At 51.0% G+C, this 17,035-nt stretch carries 21 protein-coding genes; 9 read left to right on the plus strand and 12 right to left on the minus strand.

The genetic code is table 11. The annotated features are described in order from the left end of the window. Positions 1 to 11: 11 nt before the first annotated feature. On the minus strand, positions 12 to 2,405 hold the full coding sequence (locus ACTZWV_RS12500; RefSeq protein WP_444786863.1) for a Lon protease family protein: 2,394 nt from the start codon (positions 2,403 to 2,405) through the stop codon (positions 12 to 14). A gap of 146 nt (positions 2,406 to 2,551) precedes the next feature. On the opposite strand from ACTZWV_RS12500, the gene ACTZWV_RS12505 reads away from it, so the two are divergent. The 6 genes from ACTZWV_RS12505 (at position 2,552) to ACTZWV_RS12530 (ending at position 6,266) form a co-directional block, all read left to right on the plus strand. Then, positions 2,552 to 2,827, plus strand: a complete 276-nt coding sequence (locus ACTZWV_RS12505) for a hypothetical protein (RefSeq protein WP_444786864.1) — start codon at positions 2,552 to 2,554, stop codon at positions 2,825 to 2,827. A gap of 107 nt (positions 2,828 to 2,934) precedes the next feature. Then, positions 2,935 to 3,537 (plus strand): HvfX family Cu-binding RiPP maturation protein, encoded by a 603-nt coding sequence (locus ACTZWV_RS12510; RefSeq protein ID WP_444786865.1) that lies wholly within the window; start codon positions 2,935 to 2,937, stop codon positions 3,535 to 3,537. Next, complete coding sequence (locus ACTZWV_RS12515; protein ID WP_444786866.1) at positions 3,537 to 4,211, plus strand: sigma-70 family RNA polymerase sigma factor; 675 nt, start codon at positions 3,537 to 3,539, stop codon at positions 4,209 to 4,211. The genes ACTZWV_RS12510 and ACTZWV_RS12515 overlap by 1 nt, the downstream gene beginning before the upstream one ends. After that, the gene (locus ACTZWV_RS12520) at positions 4,204 to 4,902 is read left to right on the plus strand and encodes a DUF3379 family protein (protein WP_444786867.1); all 699 of its coding nucleotides are present in this window, start codon (positions 4,204 to 4,206) and stop codon (positions 4,900 to 4,902) included. The genes ACTZWV_RS12515 and ACTZWV_RS12520 overlap by 8 nt, the downstream gene beginning before the upstream one ends. Positions 4,903 to 4,915: 13 nt before the next feature. Beyond that, complete coding sequence (locus ACTZWV_RS12525) at positions 4,916 to 5,749, plus strand: helix-turn-helix domain-containing protein (protein WP_444786868.1); 834 nt, start codon at positions 4,916 to 4,918, stop codon at positions 5,747 to 5,749. A gap of 61 nt (positions 5,750 to 5,810) precedes the next feature. After that, positions 5,811 to 6,266, plus strand: coding sequence for a carboxymuconolactone decarboxylase family protein (locus ACTZWV_RS12530; RefSeq protein ID WP_444786869.1), 456 nt, complete (start codon positions 5,811 to 5,813; stop codon positions 6,264 to 6,266). A 13-nt stretch (positions 6,267 to 6,279) separates the two neighbouring features. On the opposite strand, the gene pnuC is transcribed toward ACTZWV_RS12530, so the two are convergent. The 4 genes from pnuC to ACTZWV_RS12550 all read right to left on the minus strand — a co-directional run bounded on the left by pnuC (position 6,280) and on the right by ACTZWV_RS12550 (position 8,624). After that, a complete protein-coding gene (gene pnuC, locus ACTZWV_RS12535; protein ID WP_444786870.1) occupies positions 6,280 to 6,849 on the minus strand; it encodes a nicotinamide riboside transporter PnuC in 570 nt (189 codons plus the stop codon). 15 nt (positions 6,850 to 6,864) lie between these two features. Beyond that, positions 6,865 to 7,275, minus strand: a complete 411-nt coding sequence (locus ACTZWV_RS12540) for a DCC1-like thiol-disulfide oxidoreductase family protein (RefSeq protein WP_444786871.1) — start codon at positions 7,273 to 7,275, stop codon at positions 6,865 to 6,867. A 102-nt stretch (positions 7,276 to 7,377) separates the two neighbouring features. Next, on the minus strand, positions 7,378 to 7,830 hold the full coding sequence (locus tag ACTZWV_RS12545; protein ID WP_444786872.1) for a nuclear transport factor 2 family protein: 453 nt from the start codon (positions 7,828 to 7,830) through the stop codon (positions 7,378 to 7,380). Between the two features lie 98 nt (positions 7,831 to 7,928). Further along, on the minus strand, positions 7,929 to 8,624 hold the full coding sequence (locus ACTZWV_RS12550; protein ID WP_444786873.1) for an aspartate/glutamate racemase family protein: 696 nt from the start codon (positions 8,622 to 8,624) through the stop codon (positions 7,929 to 7,931). A gap of 140 nt (positions 8,625 to 8,764) precedes the next feature. On the opposite strand from ACTZWV_RS12550, the gene ACTZWV_RS12555 reads away from it, so the two are divergent. From ACTZWV_RS12555 to ACTZWV_RS12565, 3 genes are all read left to right on the plus strand, one after another. After that, positions 8,765 to 9,412 carry a hypothetical protein gene (locus ACTZWV_RS12555; RefSeq protein ID WP_444786874.1) on the plus strand — a complete coding sequence of 216 codons (648 nt, stop codon included), beginning with the start codon at positions 8,765 to 8,767 and terminating at the stop codon, positions 9,410 to 9,412. 258 nt (positions 9,413 to 9,670) lie between these two features. Then, positions 9,671 to 10,039: a hypothetical protein gene (locus ACTZWV_RS12560; protein ID WP_444786875.1), complete on the plus strand. Its 369-nt coding sequence runs from the start codon at positions 9,671 to 9,673 to the stop codon at positions 10,037 to 10,039. Positions 10,040 to 10,093: 54 nt separating this feature from the next. After that, on the plus strand, positions 10,094 to 10,444 hold the full coding sequence (locus tag ACTZWV_RS12565; RefSeq protein WP_444786876.1) for a DUF2195 family protein: 351 nt from the start codon (positions 10,094 to 10,096) through the stop codon (positions 10,442 to 10,444). Between the two features lie 21 nt (positions 10,445 to 10,465). Here ACTZWV_RS12565 and ACTZWV_RS12570 read toward each other — a convergent pair whose 3' ends face one another. The 7 genes from ACTZWV_RS12570 to ACTZWV_RS12600 all read right to left on the minus strand — a co-directional run bounded on the left by ACTZWV_RS12570 (position 10,466) and on the right by ACTZWV_RS12600 (position 16,805). Next, positions 10,466 to 10,942, minus strand: a complete 477-nt coding sequence (locus ACTZWV_RS12570) for an AAC(3)-I family aminoglycoside N-acetyltransferase (RefSeq protein ID WP_444786877.1) — start codon at positions 10,940 to 10,942, stop codon at positions 10,466 to 10,468. A 116-nt stretch (positions 10,943 to 11,058) separates the two neighbouring features. After that, positions 11,059 to 11,625 (minus strand): GNAT family N-acetyltransferase, encoded by a 567-nt coding sequence (locus ACTZWV_RS12575; protein ID WP_444786878.1) that lies wholly within the window; start codon positions 11,623 to 11,625, stop codon positions 11,059 to 11,061. Between the two features lie 83 nt (positions 11,626 to 11,708). Next, positions 11,709 to 12,302 carry a class I SAM-dependent DNA methyltransferase gene (locus tag ACTZWV_RS12580; RefSeq protein WP_444786879.1) on the minus strand — a complete coding sequence of 198 codons (594 nt, stop codon included), beginning with the start codon at positions 12,300 to 12,302 and terminating at the stop codon, positions 11,709 to 11,711. A 222-nt stretch (positions 12,303 to 12,524) separates the two neighbouring features. Continuing rightward, the gene (locus ACTZWV_RS12585; RefSeq protein WP_444786880.1) at positions 12,525 to 12,875 is read right to left on the minus strand and encodes a putative quinol monooxygenase; all 351 of its coding nucleotides are present in this window, start codon (positions 12,873 to 12,875) and stop codon (positions 12,525 to 12,527) included. 23 nt (positions 12,876 to 12,898) lie between these two features. Next, positions 12,899 to 14,389, minus strand: coding sequence for a sodium:proton antiporter NhaD (gene nhaD, locus ACTZWV_RS12590; protein WP_444786881.1), 1,491 nt, complete (start codon positions 14,387 to 14,389; stop codon positions 12,899 to 12,901). 41 nt (positions 14,390 to 14,430) lie between these two features. After that, positions 14,431 to 15,882, minus strand: coding sequence for a sodium:proton antiporter NhaD (gene nhaD, locus ACTZWV_RS12595; protein WP_444786882.1), 1,452 nt, complete (start codon positions 15,880 to 15,882; stop codon positions 14,431 to 14,433). A gap of 68 nt (positions 15,883 to 15,950) precedes the next feature. Beyond that, positions 15,951 to 16,805 (minus strand): universal stress protein, encoded by an 855-nt coding sequence (locus tag ACTZWV_RS12600; protein WP_444786883.1) that lies wholly within the window; start codon positions 16,803 to 16,805, stop codon positions 15,951 to 15,953. Positions 16,806 to 17,035 lie beyond the last annotated feature (230 nt).

The raw sequence follows: 17,035 nt of genomic DNA on the forward strand, positions 1-17,035 counted from the left end.
GCAGAGACAGCCTAATCCTCATCCATGGCGCCGTTTACTATTTCGGCAATTTTCGCTAACCGCACCAGCGCACGGCCGTTGACCGATTTTTTCGGATACTGGCCGCGACTGTTTTTCTCGCCGGCTTCTACGCCGGTAAGCAGCGTTAAGGCTTCATCCACTGTTTTTACTACGTAGAGATGAAACTTGTGCTGCTTCACGGCGTTAATTACTTCGTCATTTAACACCAGGTTAAGCTGGTTGCTGGCCGGAATAATCACGCCCTGCTCGCCGGTTAAACCACGGCTTTGGCACAAGCGGAAGTAACCTTCTATCTTCTCGTTTACACCACCAATAGCCTGTACCTGGCCATGCTGGTTAATTGAGCCGGTTACCGCCAGGCTTTGCTTAATGGGAATATCGGTAATGGCCGATAACAGCGCGCACACTTCTGCCAGCGAGGCGCTGTCGCCGTCGATATGGCCATAGCTTTGTTCCATGGCAATATTGGCCGATAACGTCAGCGGAAATTCCCGCGCGTATTTGGCCCCCAGATAGCCGGTAAGTAACAATACGCCCTTGGAGTGAATGGCTTTGCCCAGTTCAACTTCGCGCTCAATATCAATAACACCGCTGGAGCCGGCAAACACCGTAGCACTGATCCGCGCCGGGGTACCAAAGGCGGTATCGCCGATTTCCAGCACCGTTAAGCCGTTAACTTTGCCCACCGCCAGGCCGTCGGTATCAATTAAAATCTGGCCTTCCTGAATATCTTCCAAAAAGCCTTCGCTAATACGGCCGGTACGGTGTTGTTTGCCTTTTAATGCTTGCTGAATATGCTCAGCGCCCAGGCTGTCGCTGTGCTGCTGGCCGGCGTAAAAGCAGGCTTCGCGCACTAATTCCAGCACATCAGCAAAGCGCGCCGACAACTTACGCTGGTGCTCTGCCTGACGAAAACTAAAAGTCAGCAGTTGTTTAAAACCGGCAGATGTTAACTCGTTAACGTTTAACAAGCGCATTTGTTCGCGAATTTGCATCGCCATATAGGTTACGGTTTGTTCGTTATACGGCAAATAATGCTCAAAATCGGCTAACACCCGAAACAGCTCGTTAAATTCGTCGTCTACGTCCTGGATCAGGTAGTACAAGTCGCGCGAGCCCAGCAGCACCACTTTGACATTCAGCGGTATGGCTTTGGGGGTAATAATGGTGGAATTGGTTACCGCATGCTCAGATAAGGTATCAATCAGCAACTCACCGGACTTCAGCGCCAGCTTCAGTGCATCCCACAGCTGCGGTTGCGTCAGCAGCCGGTCGGCGTCGAGAATTAAATAGCCACCATTAGCACGGTGCAAGGCCCCCGGGCGGATCATGCGGTAATTAGTGTACAAAGAGCCACTGTTAGAATTGTATTCCACCCGGCCAAACAGGTTGCCGTAGCTGGGGTTAGGTTCAAACACTATCGGCGCGCCGGACATGCTCTCGTAATGCACCAGTACGTTAGGCACAAATTCTTCAATAAAAATTTCGCGGTTATCGGCCTCTTCCTGCTTCTCTGCTTCAGACTCGTCCGGCATCAGCTCCAGCACGGCTTTTACCAGATGGCTGCGCATTTCGCGGATATAACGCTGCACGCCAAGCTCGGCCACATAATCGTGTTCCAGCTGTTTTAACAGCGGTTTAATCGCCTGCTCTATGGTGTCTTTACGCAGCGCCCGTAAGCTTTCCGACAGCTCGCGTTTCCACTGCGGCAGCTCCAGCAACTGCTCATTTAAAATGGTTTCCAGCTCGCTGACCAGGCCGTAGAAATACTGCCGCTGCTCTTCGGTCAGTTTAGAGAACTCCTGGTCGTCCAGTGGCTTGCCGTCGATAATCGGCGAAAAACTCACGGCGCCGTTCTCTTCGTACAGCACGACATTTTTTTCCAGCGCTTTGCTCTCTACCAGCTCTATCGCTTGCTCGTATTTGTCGTCAAAGGCGCGGGCGATGGCTTTTTTCTTGCGCTGATAGCCAGGGTTATCAAAAGCTGCCGGAAAGGTATCCAGCAACTCGTCAATCAGGCCTTCAATTTTTTTCACCAGCACTTTGCCTTCACCGGGCAACAGCCGCAAGGTGCCCGGCACCCGCTCGTCGTCAAAGTTGTTCAGGTAACACCATTCTTCCGGCGTGGCTTTTTCACTGGCGGCTTGCTGCAGTATGTCCTGCACCAGGGTAAAGCGGCCCAGCGCCGGTTCACCCATTACGTACAGGTTGTAACCCGGCATATCCATGCCGATGGCAAATGCCAGTGCCGATTTGGCCCGCTCCTGGCCGATAAAGGCCGGGATCAATTGCTTTACGTCCAGTGCTTGTTTAAGCAGTTTACTGTCCAGATGCGGGCCCAGTTGTTGTATTGTCAGTGCCAGAGGATTTGGGTGTGCGGTCATGTAGTACCTTAGCTTAACCAGCTGTTATAGCGGCTATACTAGCAAAAAGCCGCCCTGCTGTGCTGGTCAATTTCATTGTTTCGCTAAAGAATTCCCCGGCCTTGCCGTTACAGTGTGTATCAGGCAAACAGGACACGGGGCACATTATGAACGAGACTAACCGCTTACAGAAAATCCGCAACCTGGGCGTACGCCTGCAGGAGCTGGAGTTAGTGTCGTTAACGCCGGGTAAATCTTATACCGGTGCCGCGCTGAACTTTTTATTTGCTGATCACCAATTAGAGCGCCCTGCCGGCTTGCCGCTGGAACACACACTAAAAACCCTCGGCGCTGCCATAGTGGACCAACGTAAAGTGCGTTTCGCTAACCTGGATGCCGATGCCGTAATCGACTTTTTCTGCCGGCTGTACCGCGTACATTAACCACCCCGCCTTTACTTACACGGTGCAGCAAAATTAGCGCTGCACTGAAATATTCCCGCCGGCCGGCCGTTCTTATAGCGTAATCAGTAGCTATATGAGCCGGATCTATGCCAGCCGTTATTAGTTTTTACCATCGCCTTATTGCACACAGCCAGCAGTTGTCAGGCCTGGCACCATTGCTATTACGTTTGTATCTTGCCCCGGTGCTGTTGCAGGCCGGCTGGAATAAATATCAGCACTTTGACAATACTGTTGCCTGGTTTGGCAATGCTGACTGGGGCTTAGGTTTGCCGGCACCGGCGTTGCTGGCTGTGTTGGCCATCGCCGCTGAAACCATCGGCGCACTATTTTTACTGCTGGGGCTGTTTACACGGCTGGCGAGCATACCGCTGCTGGTAACCATGCTGGTGGCGATTTTTGCCGTGCACTGGCCCAATGGCTGGCTGGCGATAGCCGACAGCAGCAGTTGGTTAGCGAATGAGCGCGTAATTAATTCATCAGAGCAACTTAGCGCAGCTAAAAGCCTGCTGCAACAACACGGCAACTATGCTTGGTTAACCGGCAACGGCAATATTGTGATTTTAAACAATGGTATTGAATTCGCAGCAACCTATTTTGTTATGTTGCTAAGCTTATTTTTCAGCGGCGGCGGCCGCTATACCAGCGTTGATTATTATCTTAACCGCCGCTACTGTGCAGGGCAGCACTAATGGCCAGCATACATTTTTTGCCAAGCCAACAAAATCGTGCCAGGCTGGCGCTCAACTCAGCAGCGATTAACAGCACTTCTATGCCAGAGCAACCTCAAACTGCCCACGCTGACAGCACAGACGTTGACAGCAGGCCTGCCGCCAGCGCAGCCGTATTTCAGCTGACAGACAGCAAAACCCGGCGATACGAGCAACTGGTGCAGCATTACCATGCCGATCTGTACCGTTATGGTTATTGGTTATGCAAAGACGCGGATATTGCGCGGGATTTGGTGCAGGACACCTTTTTGCGCGCCTGGAAACACTTGGACAGCTTGTTAGACCCGGCCGCAGCTAAAGCCTGGCTGGTAACCATACTGCGGCGGGAAAACGCCCGCCGTTTTGAGCGTAAGCAGTTTGACTATGACGATGCCGCTGAGCAAGATAACCTGGCCGATACCAGACAAAGCAGCCCCGAGCAGGATTGCGACAATGAGTTATTGCGCAAGCGTATAGCCACGCTGCCGGAAGAATACCGCGAGCCGCTGGTGCTGCAGGCACTGGGCGGCTTTAGCAGCGATGAAATTGCCAAACTGCTGCAGCTTAATGTTAATACCGTCAATACCCGGCTGTTTCGCGCCCGCAACTTGCTGCGCGACCAGCTTACTTTGCAGGGGGAGCCCGGCCATGGATAACACAGAATTACGCCGTATCTTGCTGGCCAACCCGTTTAGCCGCCACCCGGCGCTGCTGGCGGCTATGGCGCAGGACGCTGAGTTACAACAATTTGCCGACGAGCTGCAGCAGCAACAGCGCGAGCTGGAAGATGCACTGCAGGTGCCGGTACCGCCAATGCTGGCCGGCCACTTATTACAAATTCCGCAGCAACACAAGCCGCGCCGGCGCTGGTTTACGCCGCTGGCGCTGGCGGCCGGCATTGCGCTGGTATCCGTACTGGGGGTACAGCTGTATCAGGGCAGTTTTGCCACCGATCTTGGCAGCCACGCTCTGGCTCATGTGTACCACGAGCATGATTATTTGCAGCAGCATGCGCAAATGCAGCCGCTGGATGAAGTAAACCTGAAATTGGCCAGTTTTGATGCCAGCCTGCAAGACTGGCAGGACGAGATTATCTACGCCCGTTATTGCACCTTTCAGGGCGTGCGCTCATTGCATCTGGCGGTAAAAACCGCCGGCGGTTATGCCACGGTGTTTATTGTGCCAAAAGATGCTGAACTGGCGTTCAGTGCCCGCTTTGCCGATAAGCAGTATCAGGGCTTAACCCTGGCCATGGCCAACGCCAATGTGATAGTGGTGAGCGATAACGCCGCTGATTTACAGCAGCTGCCGCAAAAGCTGGCCGATAAATTGATTTTTTCCGCTTAATCCGGAGACGCTTATGCCTGCAATTATTGCCGACCCGGCGATAGCACCTGTCGGCAACCTGCAGCATTTGGGCTTGCAGGCCTTTAAGCCGCATCCTGTGCTGGCCAGCCGGGTACAATGTTACTGGGTCATGCGCCAGCCAACATTACCCGCTGGCGGCCACTGCCAAACTCTGTATCCGGACGGTGGCAGCAGCCTGAACTTTTATTTTCAGCCCGACCAGCCGCCACTATGCCAATTTAACGGCAGCCAAACCTTGAGCAGCATGCAGTTAACCGGCGCGCAAGACGCCATAGGCATCCGCTTTTACCCCGGCGGCGCCTTTCAGCTGCTCGGCGTTGACGCCCCGCAGTTACAGGGCAAGGCGATAAATGCCGCTGATTTTGGTATTCACTCCCTGACAGAGCTGCAACAGCAACTTGGTACTACACAGCATACCGCTACGCGGTTGCACTATCTGGAGCAGTGGTTATTGCGGCAACTGCAGCAACCTGCTGCTCAAAGCAGCCATATTCAACAGGTGCTGCCGCTGTTGCTGCCACAGCAGCAACTGACAACGCCTTCTGTCAGCGCGCTAAGCGCAGCAGTTAACCTGAGCCGGCGCCAGTTTGAGCGTAAATTCCTGCAACAGGTTGGCTTAACCCCGGGCCAGTTAAAACTGCTGCAACGGGTGCGCCACGCCAGGCAACTGATTAACCTGAATCCACAGCAGGCCCTGACTGATATAGCGCTTTGCAGCGGCTTTTATGACCAGGCGCATTTTATCCACCAGTTTCAGCGCATTACCGGCCAAACTCCGGGCCAGTACCGCCGCCGCAAGCAAAGCCAATTGGCCATGTCGCAATAATACAATTCTGTTTAAACGCTATGCGGCACTATAGCGGCTCCACCACCACGAGGAGCGCAACATGTCGCCACGCATAGATCGTACTGATGTTTTTAAACTGCAACCTGGCTTAGTAACCGCCCTTAGCAGTCTGGGCGAAGCCGCCGGACGGGTAATTGACGCCCCGCTGGTGCATCTGCTGCATCTGCGTATATCACAGCTTAACGGCTGTGCATTTTGCCAGCATATGCATGCCGCAGAAGCCCGCCACGACGGCGAACAGCAACAACGGTTGGATGTACTGGCGGCCTGGCAGGAGACCCATTTTTTCTCTGCCCGCGAGCGCGCGGCACTGCGCTGGGCCGAAGCGCTGACCTTGCTGGCCGGGCAACAGGTATCTGATGATGTTTACAGCGAACTGACAGCGCAGTTCAGCCAACAGGAAATTGTTAATTTAAGCGCGGTAATAGTAACGATGAATGCCTGGAACCGCATCGCGGTGGGCTTTCAGTTTCAACCGCAACTGACTGCGGGTTAGCACGTAGCGCAGATTAAACGCCGCTATGCTGGGCGGCATTTAACCGGCGCCACAGGTACCAACCATACCAGGCGTTAAACCAAAAACCGGTATACACCACGGCGGTAAGCTGTAACTCGCGGGAGAAATACAGCGGTACCGCCAGTGTATTTACAATAAGCCAGAACCACCAGGTTTCCAGCTTACGGTTCATCAGCAAAAACTGGGCAATAACACTGAACATTAAAATCGCCGAATCAACAAAGGGCGCGTAGGCATCGGTAAAACGGTGCAGCATAGTGCCATACAGTGCCGTCACCAGCAGCGCCAGCGCGGCGTAACCGGCCAGCCGCAGCAATGGCGTAGTGCTTACCTGCTTAATGCCGCGGGCCCTGCCCCACTGGTACCAACCAATCACGTTGGTGGCTATAAAAAACAGCATCAGCAGTACTTCGGCATACAGCTTTACCTGGTAAAACAGCAGCGAGAATAACGCACAGCCAATAATGCCCAGCCACCAGGTATGAATACTGTTACGTGCGGCTAAAAACACTGCCAGCAAATAAAAGCCGTTGGCGGCATATTCCAGATACGTCGGGTTCATACGAACTCTCTGCGGTTAAAAGCGATCATTATCGCTAACACCCAGGTTATTAATTTTGCGCTTGCGCAGTAGTTTCAGCAGCAGATTACGGCAGGCCCGCAACAGCGGGTACAGCCATTTCGCCACCCTGCGCGATTTAAACAGATGATAATTTAGCCGGTTAAACACACCGCTGCGGCTGCTAAGCAGCGACAGCATATACATAGCATCACTGCCGTAATAGCAGTTGTCGGCCATTTTCAGCACCATACCCTGATCAATATCCAGCCCCTGTGCACTAAGCTCACGCATCACATTGCTGTCTTCGCGGGCATTAATCAGCTGTAGCTCACCCACGCTTTGGCGAATACGCACCATTTGGCTATAGGCCCGGCATACCGGGCAGTCTTTATCGTAAATCAGCAGTATTGGTTGTTGCTCTGGCATCAGCTAAGCCGTATTACTATATGTATACGCCAACATAGAGTTTTTTCTTGCGCCAGACAACCACTTAAATCCGGACTAAGCTGTTATTATCCGCGCCGGGCGCTAATGGCCATAGCTAACTACTCTGACAACAGTCCAACGCTCGTCCTGTTGTTTCCAGATATGTAAAAACTTAAATACACCACAGTCGGGTTTGCCATTTTCTGTATGACAAAAGCGGTGCTGCCCGGTTTGAATAGCGCCAAAGTCTTTAACCGGATATACCTCGCTACTTTCAGGGATTAACTCGCGCTTTAAGTCTCCGGCATTGGCGAACAGCCGGTTTAAGTTAGCAATGGTTTGCTGATAATCCGCCAGCCCGCCGGTGTCGTGGTAAAACTCAACATCGGCATCGAGCATAGCCTTAGTGGTTTCAATATCGCGCTGATTAAACGCATCAAACAGCTGTTTATCCAATTGCAGAATTTCATCCTGCAGTGAGGTTTCATTGGCAAATAACGCTGCCGGGCATAGCAGTATGCCCGACAGTGACAGTGCAAATATTAGCTTTAACATAATATGACTCCCGGTTAATGTTCTGGCAGAGTGTTGCACAGCAACCCCACACCGGCCCGGGAAAAATGTAACAAAAACTAACTACCCATTGTCAGTGCTTATGTGATTAGCGCCAGCTCAACTGCAGCTTGGCCATGGATCACTGTGGTATCAAACAGCGGCACCGCAGCATCGGCTTTGCCGACCAGCAAACCAATTTCCGTGCACCCAAGAATAATGCCATCCGCCCCTTGCCAGGCAAGGCCGGCCATCATCTTGCGCACAGCCTGTTTAGATTCGGGGTTAATCACGCCCTGACACAGTTCCTGATAAATAATCTGATGCAGGCTGTCTTGCTCAGTCTCATTGGGCAACAGCACTTCTATGCCATGCTGCTCACTTAGCCGCTCGCGGTAAAACGGCTGCTGCATGGTAAATTTGGTACCCAGCAGCCCCACCCTGCGGCAGCCTGCCTGCTTTATCGCGGCGGCAGTGGCATCGGCAATATGCAACAGCGGAATAGTTACCGCAGCCTCAATACTGCCGGCTACTTTATGCATGGTATTGGTACAGAGCACAATAAAATCGGCCCCGGCCGTTTGCAGCGAACGCGCCGCCGCGGCCAGTACAGCGCCGGCAGCATCCCAGTCACCGGCCTGCTGCATGCGTTCAATGTCATAAAAATCAACGCTGTATAAAATGCATTTGGCTGAATGCAGCCCGCCCAGCTGTTGTTTTACGCCCTCGTTAAGCAGGCGATAGTAAGGAATTGTCGACTCCCAGCTCATACCGCCGATAAGGCCAATGGTTTTCATATGTACTCCAAAGCTTACAAGTAAATACTCAATCGGAACGACGCCAAATAGACCATATACTGCTGCATATTTGAAATTAACTTGTTAATTAAAAGATTCATATGGTACTTTTAGCTTCTTTTGAGTAACAAGGAATAGTTATGCAATCTTCATACGTTAATCAGCAGTATAAACAAAATCCACTTAAATTCCTGATTCAGTTGATGGATTTGGGAAGCTTCACTACAAAATTGGAAAAGCTGGATGGTGCCATGTACATACTGACGGGCATAGTTACATACAGGTGCCTGCATCATCACGAAAAACAAAAAATTAACGCAGCAGTATTGAACTTGCGAAGCTATGACGGACCGCTATTTGGCCATTTATTTGGCATTATCGGCCAGCTTAGCGCGAATCCATACTGGTATTGCTGGAGTTTGTCAGACGAAGAGCTGAGACAATTCTTCGGTGTAAATGACAAAGCAAAATCAGCATTAAGTTACATAGGTGTCGACGTTTCAGGACTTATCACTGCTTCTGGCATTGCCGGTGCACTTTTAGCTGTGTACAAGGGTGGTATTAAAGCAGGCTTGACCAATACGGCAGCGCAAGCGACCAATTACTCTTTGACAAAGGACGTAGCTACTGCAGGTAAAGCAGGAAGTAACGTTGCGAAGAGTGCTGCTATAGCGGCGGCGTGTGTTACGATATTTGCTTCCGTTTTATTGGCTATGACGTCAACGAATGCAAAAAATGCAAAACGTGAGCTTATGCTTCGCGGACTTCTGAACATGGACGAGATTTAATGTTTGGGTATTTGTTCTGGTCTGTAGCGGCGCTATTCGGCGCCGTTTGGACACTAAAACTGCTATTTTCAATACCAACAGATAGCAGGAAGCTAAAGGTTTATGTTTTTTACACTGTAATACATGCAATTTTATTGTCCGGTGCCATTGTTATGGCGTTGGGCTTATTCAACATAAACCTTAGTTGGCCCGGCAAGCTTACTATCCTGGTCGTAGTTGTATTACACAATGGCTTTACCTTGTGGCAGGTAAACCGAAATGAAAAGTAGCGTCGCACTAGTAGTTCTCCCGCTGACATTTAGTATTGCAGCGGCTGATTGGCAGGAAGCTGGCTTGCAATCCGGTGCACTTACTATGTGCGCCCAATTACCCTATGAATTTTCAGCTGAACAAAAAACAAGCTTCAGCCAATTATCCGATGCGTTGTACTTTGCCAGTGAAAAACACCCTGAGCGCAAGCAAGCATTTCTGGACGGCACAATGAGCTTTCTGTCCAGTCTTGAGCGCAGTGAAAAGGCTGTTTTCAGCGATGGTGAAAGTGCAGTAATGGCGACATTAACTGAAGAAAAGTGCCTGAGTTATGCTGCAGCTGCCGAAGTACTCTTATCATCACCAGAGCTTCAATGATCCCCCCGGCTACCGCAGAGGCTTCTCCATGATCGACACCAGCAATGGGACTATATGTTCGCTAGTAGCTTAATTGTGATGCTACTCACAGGAGCAGCCGTTGATAACTCCGCTGTCGCTATCGAAAATGGCTTGCAGCAATGTGTACAGATTAATAAGTCAGATATAGTCCAGCGCAATAATCTTACTCTGCTGGATGCCGATATTTCCGTACTGCAAGCTATAGGCTATTGTGGTTGTAAGTCAGCCGTTGCCGGTTACCATCTGTATAGCAATGAGCAGCACCTGCGCTCTGAAGCTATTACGCTAAAAAGCAGTAACACCTATTCATTTGTGCTGGCAACTGACGCCAAAGCCCTAATGCCGGAAGCACTAAAGCTACAACTTAGTTGTGGCAGTAATTAGCGTTGCTTTTCAATGGTCTTGTTATGCATTAGCACTCACATCAACGACAGGAATATCAAAGTGCAGAACATCCTCGCGCCGTCCTAGTTTTGTGTACAGCGCAATAGCAGCTTCGTCTTCAACCCCCTTATCAGCTTGCACAAAGATCACGTAAGCACCCCGTTCTTTTGCCACTTTCTTCAACTCTTCAATTAGTGCTGTCGCTATTCCTGCGCGGCGATACGACTCAGTAACCGCCAAGTCGTATATATAGATCTCGCTACGTTCTTGTTCGAACTTTCTTAACTCATAGGCAGCAAGACCACCAATCACTTTCCTATCATCCAGAGCGACGATGGCAATAAACGAATCACTTTCTAAAAGCCGCCCAAGGTAATCTGCCCGAGGTCGCTTTCCGGTATAGGTCTCCACATCGTTGAAAGCTTCGCCGAACATTGTCGACAAATCCTCCATTAACTTCAGATCACCGCAGATAAGATGACGATAGGCTAACGACATGGCTTCCCCCCTCTATTAGCATAACTCCATACGCATGCGCGTGAACCCGTGAGTGTTACACATAAGTTGTAAATCACCAGGGTCAGAGTAAAGTTAAACTCATATTTTTCAGTAATCTAATGTTGACCTATTGCAGCGAACTCAGACCGTAGCAGACCAAAACATTTAAGATCATGAAACTTGTTTTTCCAAAACCCGCATTCACGCCTGAGCCCTTCCTGTTTAAATCCAAGCTTATGCAGCAATAATTCAGAAGCATCATTACCAGGCACAGTATCGGCCTGGATCCGATGCAACTCGCCACAAGCCAACGCTCCTGAAAAACCAGCATTTACAATGGCGTGAACGGCTTCGAAGGCATAACCCTGGCGCCAAAATTCAGGCAGCAAGTCGTAACCGATAACAGCATTATGCATTTTGCTGCTCCACGAATTAAAGCCACAAGTGCCTATCAACTGGCCTGTTGTCTTCAAACGGATAGCCCATCTGATGCCCTGCTTTTCCTCGTATCGCGCTTTAAACAGGCTAATCAAATTAGTAGCCTGACGTTGTTCACAAAACGCTTCTAAGTCGTAGTACTCAACTACCGCAGGGCTGGAAAACAACGTGAATATACTTTGTTCATCATCAGGTTGCAGCTCTGTGAGCAATAGTCGCTCAGTTTCCCGTGATGGAAATATCATCGGAATTCCTTCATGAAATATAACGCCCGCAACACGGGAAAGCTTGCAGCGCAGCGGAGTTTTGATCCGTGTGATTACACTGGTTAAAGCCTGGTGGCAATTGTATAAACATGCTTTTCCGGGTATTGGTCCAGTTCAAGGTGCAAAACAGACAAACCATTGTTTATAAGTACCTGCACATTTTCATTAATGCCAATAGAGCTGTAGTAAAACGTGTCATCGTGCCACTGATCAGTGTGCTCTCCTTCAGCATTGCCAAATGTATATATCAGAATGCCACCTTCTGCTAAGAGCTGACACAGCTTTGACACGACAGGTTTTTGCATAGCCAACGGTAAGTGGAAAATGCTATCCCATGCAACAATGAGATCGAACTTCTCTTCTGTTTCCCAGCAGCAGATATCCTGATGCAAAAATTTGTGCTCCGGGTGGTTTACGCCAGCCAACCTAATCATTTCTTTTGATACATCAAGGCCTGTAACAGAGAAATCGCAGCCTTCCAATATGCGGACAAACCGACCACCAGAACCACAACCTACGTCGAGGGCTTTTCCACCGCGCCGCGCAAATTTAACCGCTCGTTGAAACTGATTTACACCATAGGCGGACTCAACATGTTGGTCATGCCACCACTGAGCAATTTTGTCGTATTTCGCCCCTGTAACAGATGGTTCCATTTGAAAGCCTTAGCACTTATCCGACGGGTCGGCCCGTACTTAAACACCGGTTAACGCGTACGTGTAAATCTAGTGTTTTCCAGAGTAATGATCATTTATAAAAAATACAAATGCTTGAGCGCTCACGTATTGGAACACAACAGCAAGTACGGATTAACCTGCCTTGTACAAAGTGCCGGGCATAAAAAAACCTGCTGACGCAGGTTTTTTCGGTTCTGTTAATTACACCAGCTTAGGTGCGTCGAAGTTGGCTGGTTCGTCGCTGTAAATGCATACGTTCCAATCTGCTGCCAGGCCGTCTTCGGCTAAGCAGTAGGTTTCAAAGAAGTGTTTTATCTCGCTGCGCTGGCAGTGCGCTTCAAAACTTGGCAAGTCGGCCCAGATTTCGTTAAAGGCAATGGGAAAGCTTTTGCCTTCAGCAAAGGGGCTGGCTATTTGCCGCGTAACAATATACTGCAGGCAGCCATCTTCGCGGTTGCTGTTTGGCTCTAAACCTTGCAGCACTTTAAACAGCTCGTCCGCTTTGCCGGGCTTGGGCAGAAACTGAGCGATACAATACACTTTTTTAGACATCATGCCTCCTTAACACCGCCGGCTTAATGCGCGGACGGGCTGCCGAAAATTTGAAACAGGTCGGCGTTTAAATATAAATGCGTTACCACGCTGGCGGCGTAACCCAGCAGGATGACCGGCGCCCATTTTAAATGGCCGGCAAAGGTGTAATAACCGCGCGCCTGGCCCATTAACGCCACCCCGGCGGCCGAGCCTATCGACAACAAGCTGCCACCGACGCCGGCGGTTAAGGTAATAAGTAACCACTGGCCGTGCGACATATCCGGCTGCATGGTTAATACCGCGAACATCACCGGAATATTGTCCACCACCGCTGACATCAGGCCTAATACTACGTTAGCAATGGTTGGATTACCGTTACCGTACAAGCTGGCAGAGAGCATTTCCAGGTAACCGATATAGCCCAGACCACCCACACACATTACCACGCCGTAGAAAAACAGTAAGGTGTCCCATTCGGCACGGGCAATACGGTTAAACACGTCAAACGGCACAATCTGGCCCAGTGCCCGCACCCGCTCTATATCGCCTTCGCGCTCGGCCATCGCGCGTTTACGCGCCAGTGAGCCTGGCAGGGTTTTACGCAGGAAAAAACCGAAAAACTGCAGCAAGCCCAGGCCGGTCATCATACCCAGTACCGGCGGTAGATCCAGCCAAGAGTGGTACAACACCGCCAGCGCTATAGTGGCCAAAAACAACGTTAAAATACGCAGCGCACCGCGCTTTAACTCAACATCTTCCTGCAAGGCTGCCGGGTAACGCCGTTCAACAAACAGGCTCATTATGATTGCCGGTACCAGATAGTTCACCACGGCCGGAATAAACAGCGTGAAAAACTCGTTAAAGGTGATAATGCCGGCCTGCCACACCATTAGCGTGGTGATGTCACCAAACGGAATAAAGGCGCCGCCGGCATTGGCGGCCACTACGATATTAACGCAGGTCAGGTTAATAAAGCGCTTATCGCCTTCGGCCACTTTCATCACCACAGCGCACATCAGCATGGCGGTAGTCATATTGTTGGCAAACGACGAGATAAAAAACGCCAGCACACCGCTGATCCAGAACAAGCTACGGTAGCTGAAGCCTTTGCGGATCATCCAGGCGCGCAATGCGTCAAACAGCCGGCGCTCTTCCAGTGCGCTGATGTACGTCATCGCAACCAGTAAAAACAGCATTAACTCGGCAAATTCAAGCAAGGTATGGCGAAACGCATCGGCAGTTACGCCGCTGATACCATCCTGCATATAACGCCAGGCAATTAACGCCCAGATAATGCCGGCCGCCACCAACACCGGCTTGGATTTACGCAGATGGATTTTTTCCTCTGCCATTACCAGCAGGTAAGCCAGGGCAAATAAGACTAAGGCACTGATGCCAATCGGAGATAAGGTAAGATTTAAACTTCCGCTGGCGGCGAACGCCGCCGGAGAAAACACTGCACACAGCAACAGGTACAGCCAGGACTGCTTCACGGTTTCACCCTCTTGTAACAGAAAAGTCGCCCGACGCATGCCGGGCGGGCAGTATAAACCAACTTAATTAGAACAATTACTCAGCTTACGCCGAAAACACTGAAACTCGCTTTATTCAGCCACAAATGCACTAAAATACTGGCGATGTAACCTAACAGAATAACCGGCATCCATTTTAAATGGCCGGCAAAGGTGTAGTAACCCCGCGCCTGGCCCATCAGTGCCACCCCGGCAGCCGAACCGATAGACAACAAACTGCCGCCGACACCGGCAGTAAGCGTAATCAGCAGCCAGTGGCCATGTGACATCTCCGGTTGCATGGTTAGTACGGCAAACATCACCGGAATATTATCGATTACCGCAGAAATAATACCCAGCGCCACGTTCGCTAAAGTGGCATCCCATTGGGTGTAGAGTACGTCAGACATCATTGCCAGATAACCCATAAAGCCCAGGCCGCCAACGCACATAACCACACCGTAGAAAAACAACAAGGTGTCCCATTCGGCACGCGACACGCGGCTGAACACATCAAAGGGCACCACCTGGCCCAATGACCGCAAGCGCTCCATATCGCCTTCACGCTCGGCCATAGCGCGTTTACGTGCCAGTGAGCCAGGTAAGGTAACCCGCAGGAAGTAACCAAAAAATTGTAAATAACCCAACCCGGTCATCATGCCCAGTACCGGCGGTAAGTGCAGTACCGTATGAAACGCTACCGCCGTGGCGATGGTTAACAAAAACAGCATTAAAATTCGCAGCGCACCGCGCTTTAACTCGATATCTTCAGCTATTGCCGCCGGCTTACGGTTTTCCACCGCCAGGCTCATCAGCGCGGCCGGTATAATATAGTTCACCAGCGAGGGCACAAACAGCACCAGAAATTCGGCAAAATTCAGCAGGCCGGCTTGCCATACCATTAGGGTGGTAATGTCACCAAAGGGGCTGAATGCGCCGCCGGCATTGGCCGCCACCACAATATTAATACAGCACAGGTTGATAAACTTTTTATCGCCCTCTGCGACTTTCATCACCACCGCGCACATTAATAAGGCGGTGGTGAGGTTGTCGGCTATCGGCGAGATAAAGAACGATAAAATGCCGGTAAGCCAAAACAACTGCCGGTAACTAAAGCCTTTACGCACCATCCAGCTGCGCAACACATCAAACACCCGACGCTCTTCCAGCGCGTTGATGTAGGTCATCGCCACCAGCAAAAACAGCATTAATTCGGCAAATTCAAGCAGCGTATGGCGAAACGCGGCTTCAGATGCCTGCGGCATACCGGCCTGCACATATTGCCAACCGATCATCGCCCAGATAATACCGGCCGCCACCAGCACCGGTTTGGATTTACGCAGATGAATTTTTTCCTCTGCCATTACCAGGGCATAGGCCAGCACAAATACCCCCAGCGCAATAAAGCCGGTTAAGCTGGCCGTTAAATCCACTGCACCCACTGCAGCATTAGCTGCCGGTGCAAATAAGCTCAGCAGCAGAGCCGGCCATAACAACATTTTTTGCTTTTGCATGATAGTAACAACACATCCTGGTTAACGTTACAGGGACAAAAAACCCGGCCAGTGGCCGGGTTTCGGGTTTATCGTAAGATCAGCAAGGAGCACCTGGCTTTGCAGATCATCGCCGTGGTAGTACTGCCGACAATAAATTGCCGGATCCGGGAGTGGCCATAAGCGCCCATCACCATCAGATCAATGACATGTTCTTGCTGGTACTGGTTTAATACCGTGTCCGGCTCACCGGCCACTATCGCTACTTTGGTATCAAAACCGGCATCGCGCAGTATTTGCGCCGCACTGTCCATTTGCGCCCGTGCCGCTTCATCTGCGTCACCGGCCATCACCAAATGCACCGGCAAACCTTTGCCCAGCGGGCTGGCCGCCAGCATTTGCAGGCCTTTTAACGCGGTAGCGCTGCCGTCATAGGCCAGCATAATCCGCTGTGGCGTTTTATAGTTCTGTTGAGTTAACAAGATGGGTTTATCTAAGCTGCGGATCACCCGTTCAACATGCAGCCCCATATGGCCGTGTGCGTCGGCGCTGCTAAAACCGCGCTTGCCCAATACCAGCAACCGCGTTTCGTCTGCCAGTTCAGTTAAGGTGTCTACCAGTTGGCCATGGCGTAAGCGCTCGTCTACGGCCTTAACGCCGGCTTGTTCAGCGCGGGCTTTTGCTGCATCTAAAATGCTGCGGCCGCGCTCCAGCGCCAGCTTGCTGTGTTTTTCGTCCAGCTCGGCCAGTTGTTGTAATAATAATTCCTGCGAGCCCAGGCCAATGCTGCCGCTTAAGTCCGGCGTGTGCGTATGCTGTGCCTTGTCCAGCACATGCAGTACCGACATAGCCACATCAAGCTTTTTCGCTGCCCAGACAGCATAGTCACATACCGCTTCGGCATATAGTGAAGCATCAATACAGGCCAGTACTTTAGTCGTCATAAGGCGTCTCTTGCTTAAACGTATTGCAGATTTACCGGCAGCAGCCGGGCTTTACTCACAGCAAACAACTGCCAGCTTAACGCTGCAACAAATAAATGCTATGCAACATTAGTGGTATAACACGCTGTCGGGGGAGGTAAAGCTGCGGCCAGGCTTAATATTTGCCGGTGCAGATGGCTGGCGAGTGTAACAAAAAAGTACACCGCTGAACAACCGGGAAACTACCGCTA

The organism is Rheinheimera sp. NSM, assembly GCF_052380015.1.
Taxonomy (GTDB): domain Bacteria; phylum Pseudomonadota; class Gammaproteobacteria; order Enterobacterales; family Alteromonadaceae; genus Alishewanella.

Excerpts from the sequence above, each read along its gene's own strand:
- ACTZWV_RS12500 (WP_444786863.1), bottom strand. The coding sequence starts at position 2,405 with ATGACCGCACACCCAAATCCTCTGGCACTGACAATACAACAACTGGGC.
- ACTZWV_RS12505 (WP_444786864.1), top strand. The coding sequence starts at position 2,552 with ATGAACGAGACTAACCGCTTACAGAAAATCCGCAACCTGGGCGTACGC.
- ACTZWV_RS12510 (WP_444786865.1), top strand. The coding sequence starts at position 2,935 with ATGCCAGCCGTTATTAGTTTTTACCATCGCCTTATTGCACACAGCCAG.
- ACTZWV_RS12515 (WP_444786866.1), top strand. The coding sequence starts at position 3,537 with ATGGCCAGCATACATTTTTTGCCAAGCCAACAAAATCGTGCCAGGCTG.
- ACTZWV_RS12520 (WP_444786867.1), top strand. The coding sequence starts at position 4,204 with ATGGATAACACAGAATTACGCCGTATCTTGCTGGCCAACCCGTTTAGC.
- ACTZWV_RS12525 (WP_444786868.1), top strand. The coding sequence starts at position 4,916 with ATGCCTGCAATTATTGCCGACCCGGCGATAGCACCTGTCGGCAACCTG.
- ACTZWV_RS12530 (WP_444786869.1), top strand. The coding sequence starts at position 5,811 with ATGTCGCCACGCATAGATCGTACTGATGTTTTTAAACTGCAACCTGGC.
- pnuC (WP_444786870.1), bottom strand. The coding sequence starts at position 6,849 with ATGAACCCGACGTATCTGGAATATGCCGCCAACGGCTTTTATTTGCTG.
- ACTZWV_RS12540 (WP_444786871.1), bottom strand. The coding sequence starts at position 7,275 with ATGCCAGAGCAACAACCAATACTGCTGATTTACGATAAAGACTGCCCG.
- ACTZWV_RS12545 (WP_444786872.1), bottom strand. The coding sequence starts at position 7,830 with ATGTTAAAGCTAATATTTGCACTGTCACTGTCGGGCATACTGCTATGC.
- ACTZWV_RS12550 (WP_444786873.1), bottom strand. The coding sequence starts at position 8,624 with ATGAAAACCATTGGCCTTATCGGCGGTATGAGCTGGGAGTCGACAATT.
- ACTZWV_RS12555 (WP_444786874.1), top strand. The coding sequence starts at position 8,765 with ATGCAATCTTCATACGTTAATCAGCAGTATAAACAAAATCCACTTAAA.
- ACTZWV_RS12560 (WP_444786875.1), top strand. The coding sequence starts at position 9,671 with ATGAAAAGTAGCGTCGCACTAGTAGTTCTCCCGCTGACATTTAGTATT.
- ACTZWV_RS12565 (WP_444786876.1), top strand. The coding sequence starts at position 10,094 with ATGTTCGCTAGTAGCTTAATTGTGATGCTACTCACAGGAGCAGCCGTT.
- ACTZWV_RS12570 (WP_444786877.1), bottom strand. The coding sequence starts at position 10,942 with ATGTCGTTAGCCTATCGTCATCTTATCTGCGGTGATCTGAAGTTAATG.
- ACTZWV_RS12575 (WP_444786878.1), bottom strand. The coding sequence starts at position 11,625 with ATGATATTTCCATCACGGGAAACTGAGCGACTATTGCTCACAGAGCTG.
- ACTZWV_RS12580 (WP_444786879.1), bottom strand. The coding sequence starts at position 12,302 with ATGGAACCATCTGTTACAGGGGCGAAATACGACAAAATTGCTCAGTGG.
- ACTZWV_RS12585 (WP_444786880.1), bottom strand. The coding sequence starts at position 12,875 with ATGTCTAAAAAAGTGTATTGTATCGCTCAGTTTCTGCCCAAGCCCGGC.
- nhaD (WP_444786881.1), bottom strand. The coding sequence starts at position 14,389 with ATGCGTCGGGCGACTTTTCTGTTACAAGAGGGTGAAACCGTGAAGCAG.
- nhaD (WP_444786882.1), bottom strand. The coding sequence starts at position 15,882 with ATGCAAAAGCAAAAAATGTTGTTATGGCCGGCTCTGCTGCTGAGCTTA.
- ACTZWV_RS12600 (WP_444786883.1), bottom strand. The coding sequence starts at position 16,805 with ATGACGACTAAAGTACTGGCCTGTATTGATGCTTCACTATATGCCGAA.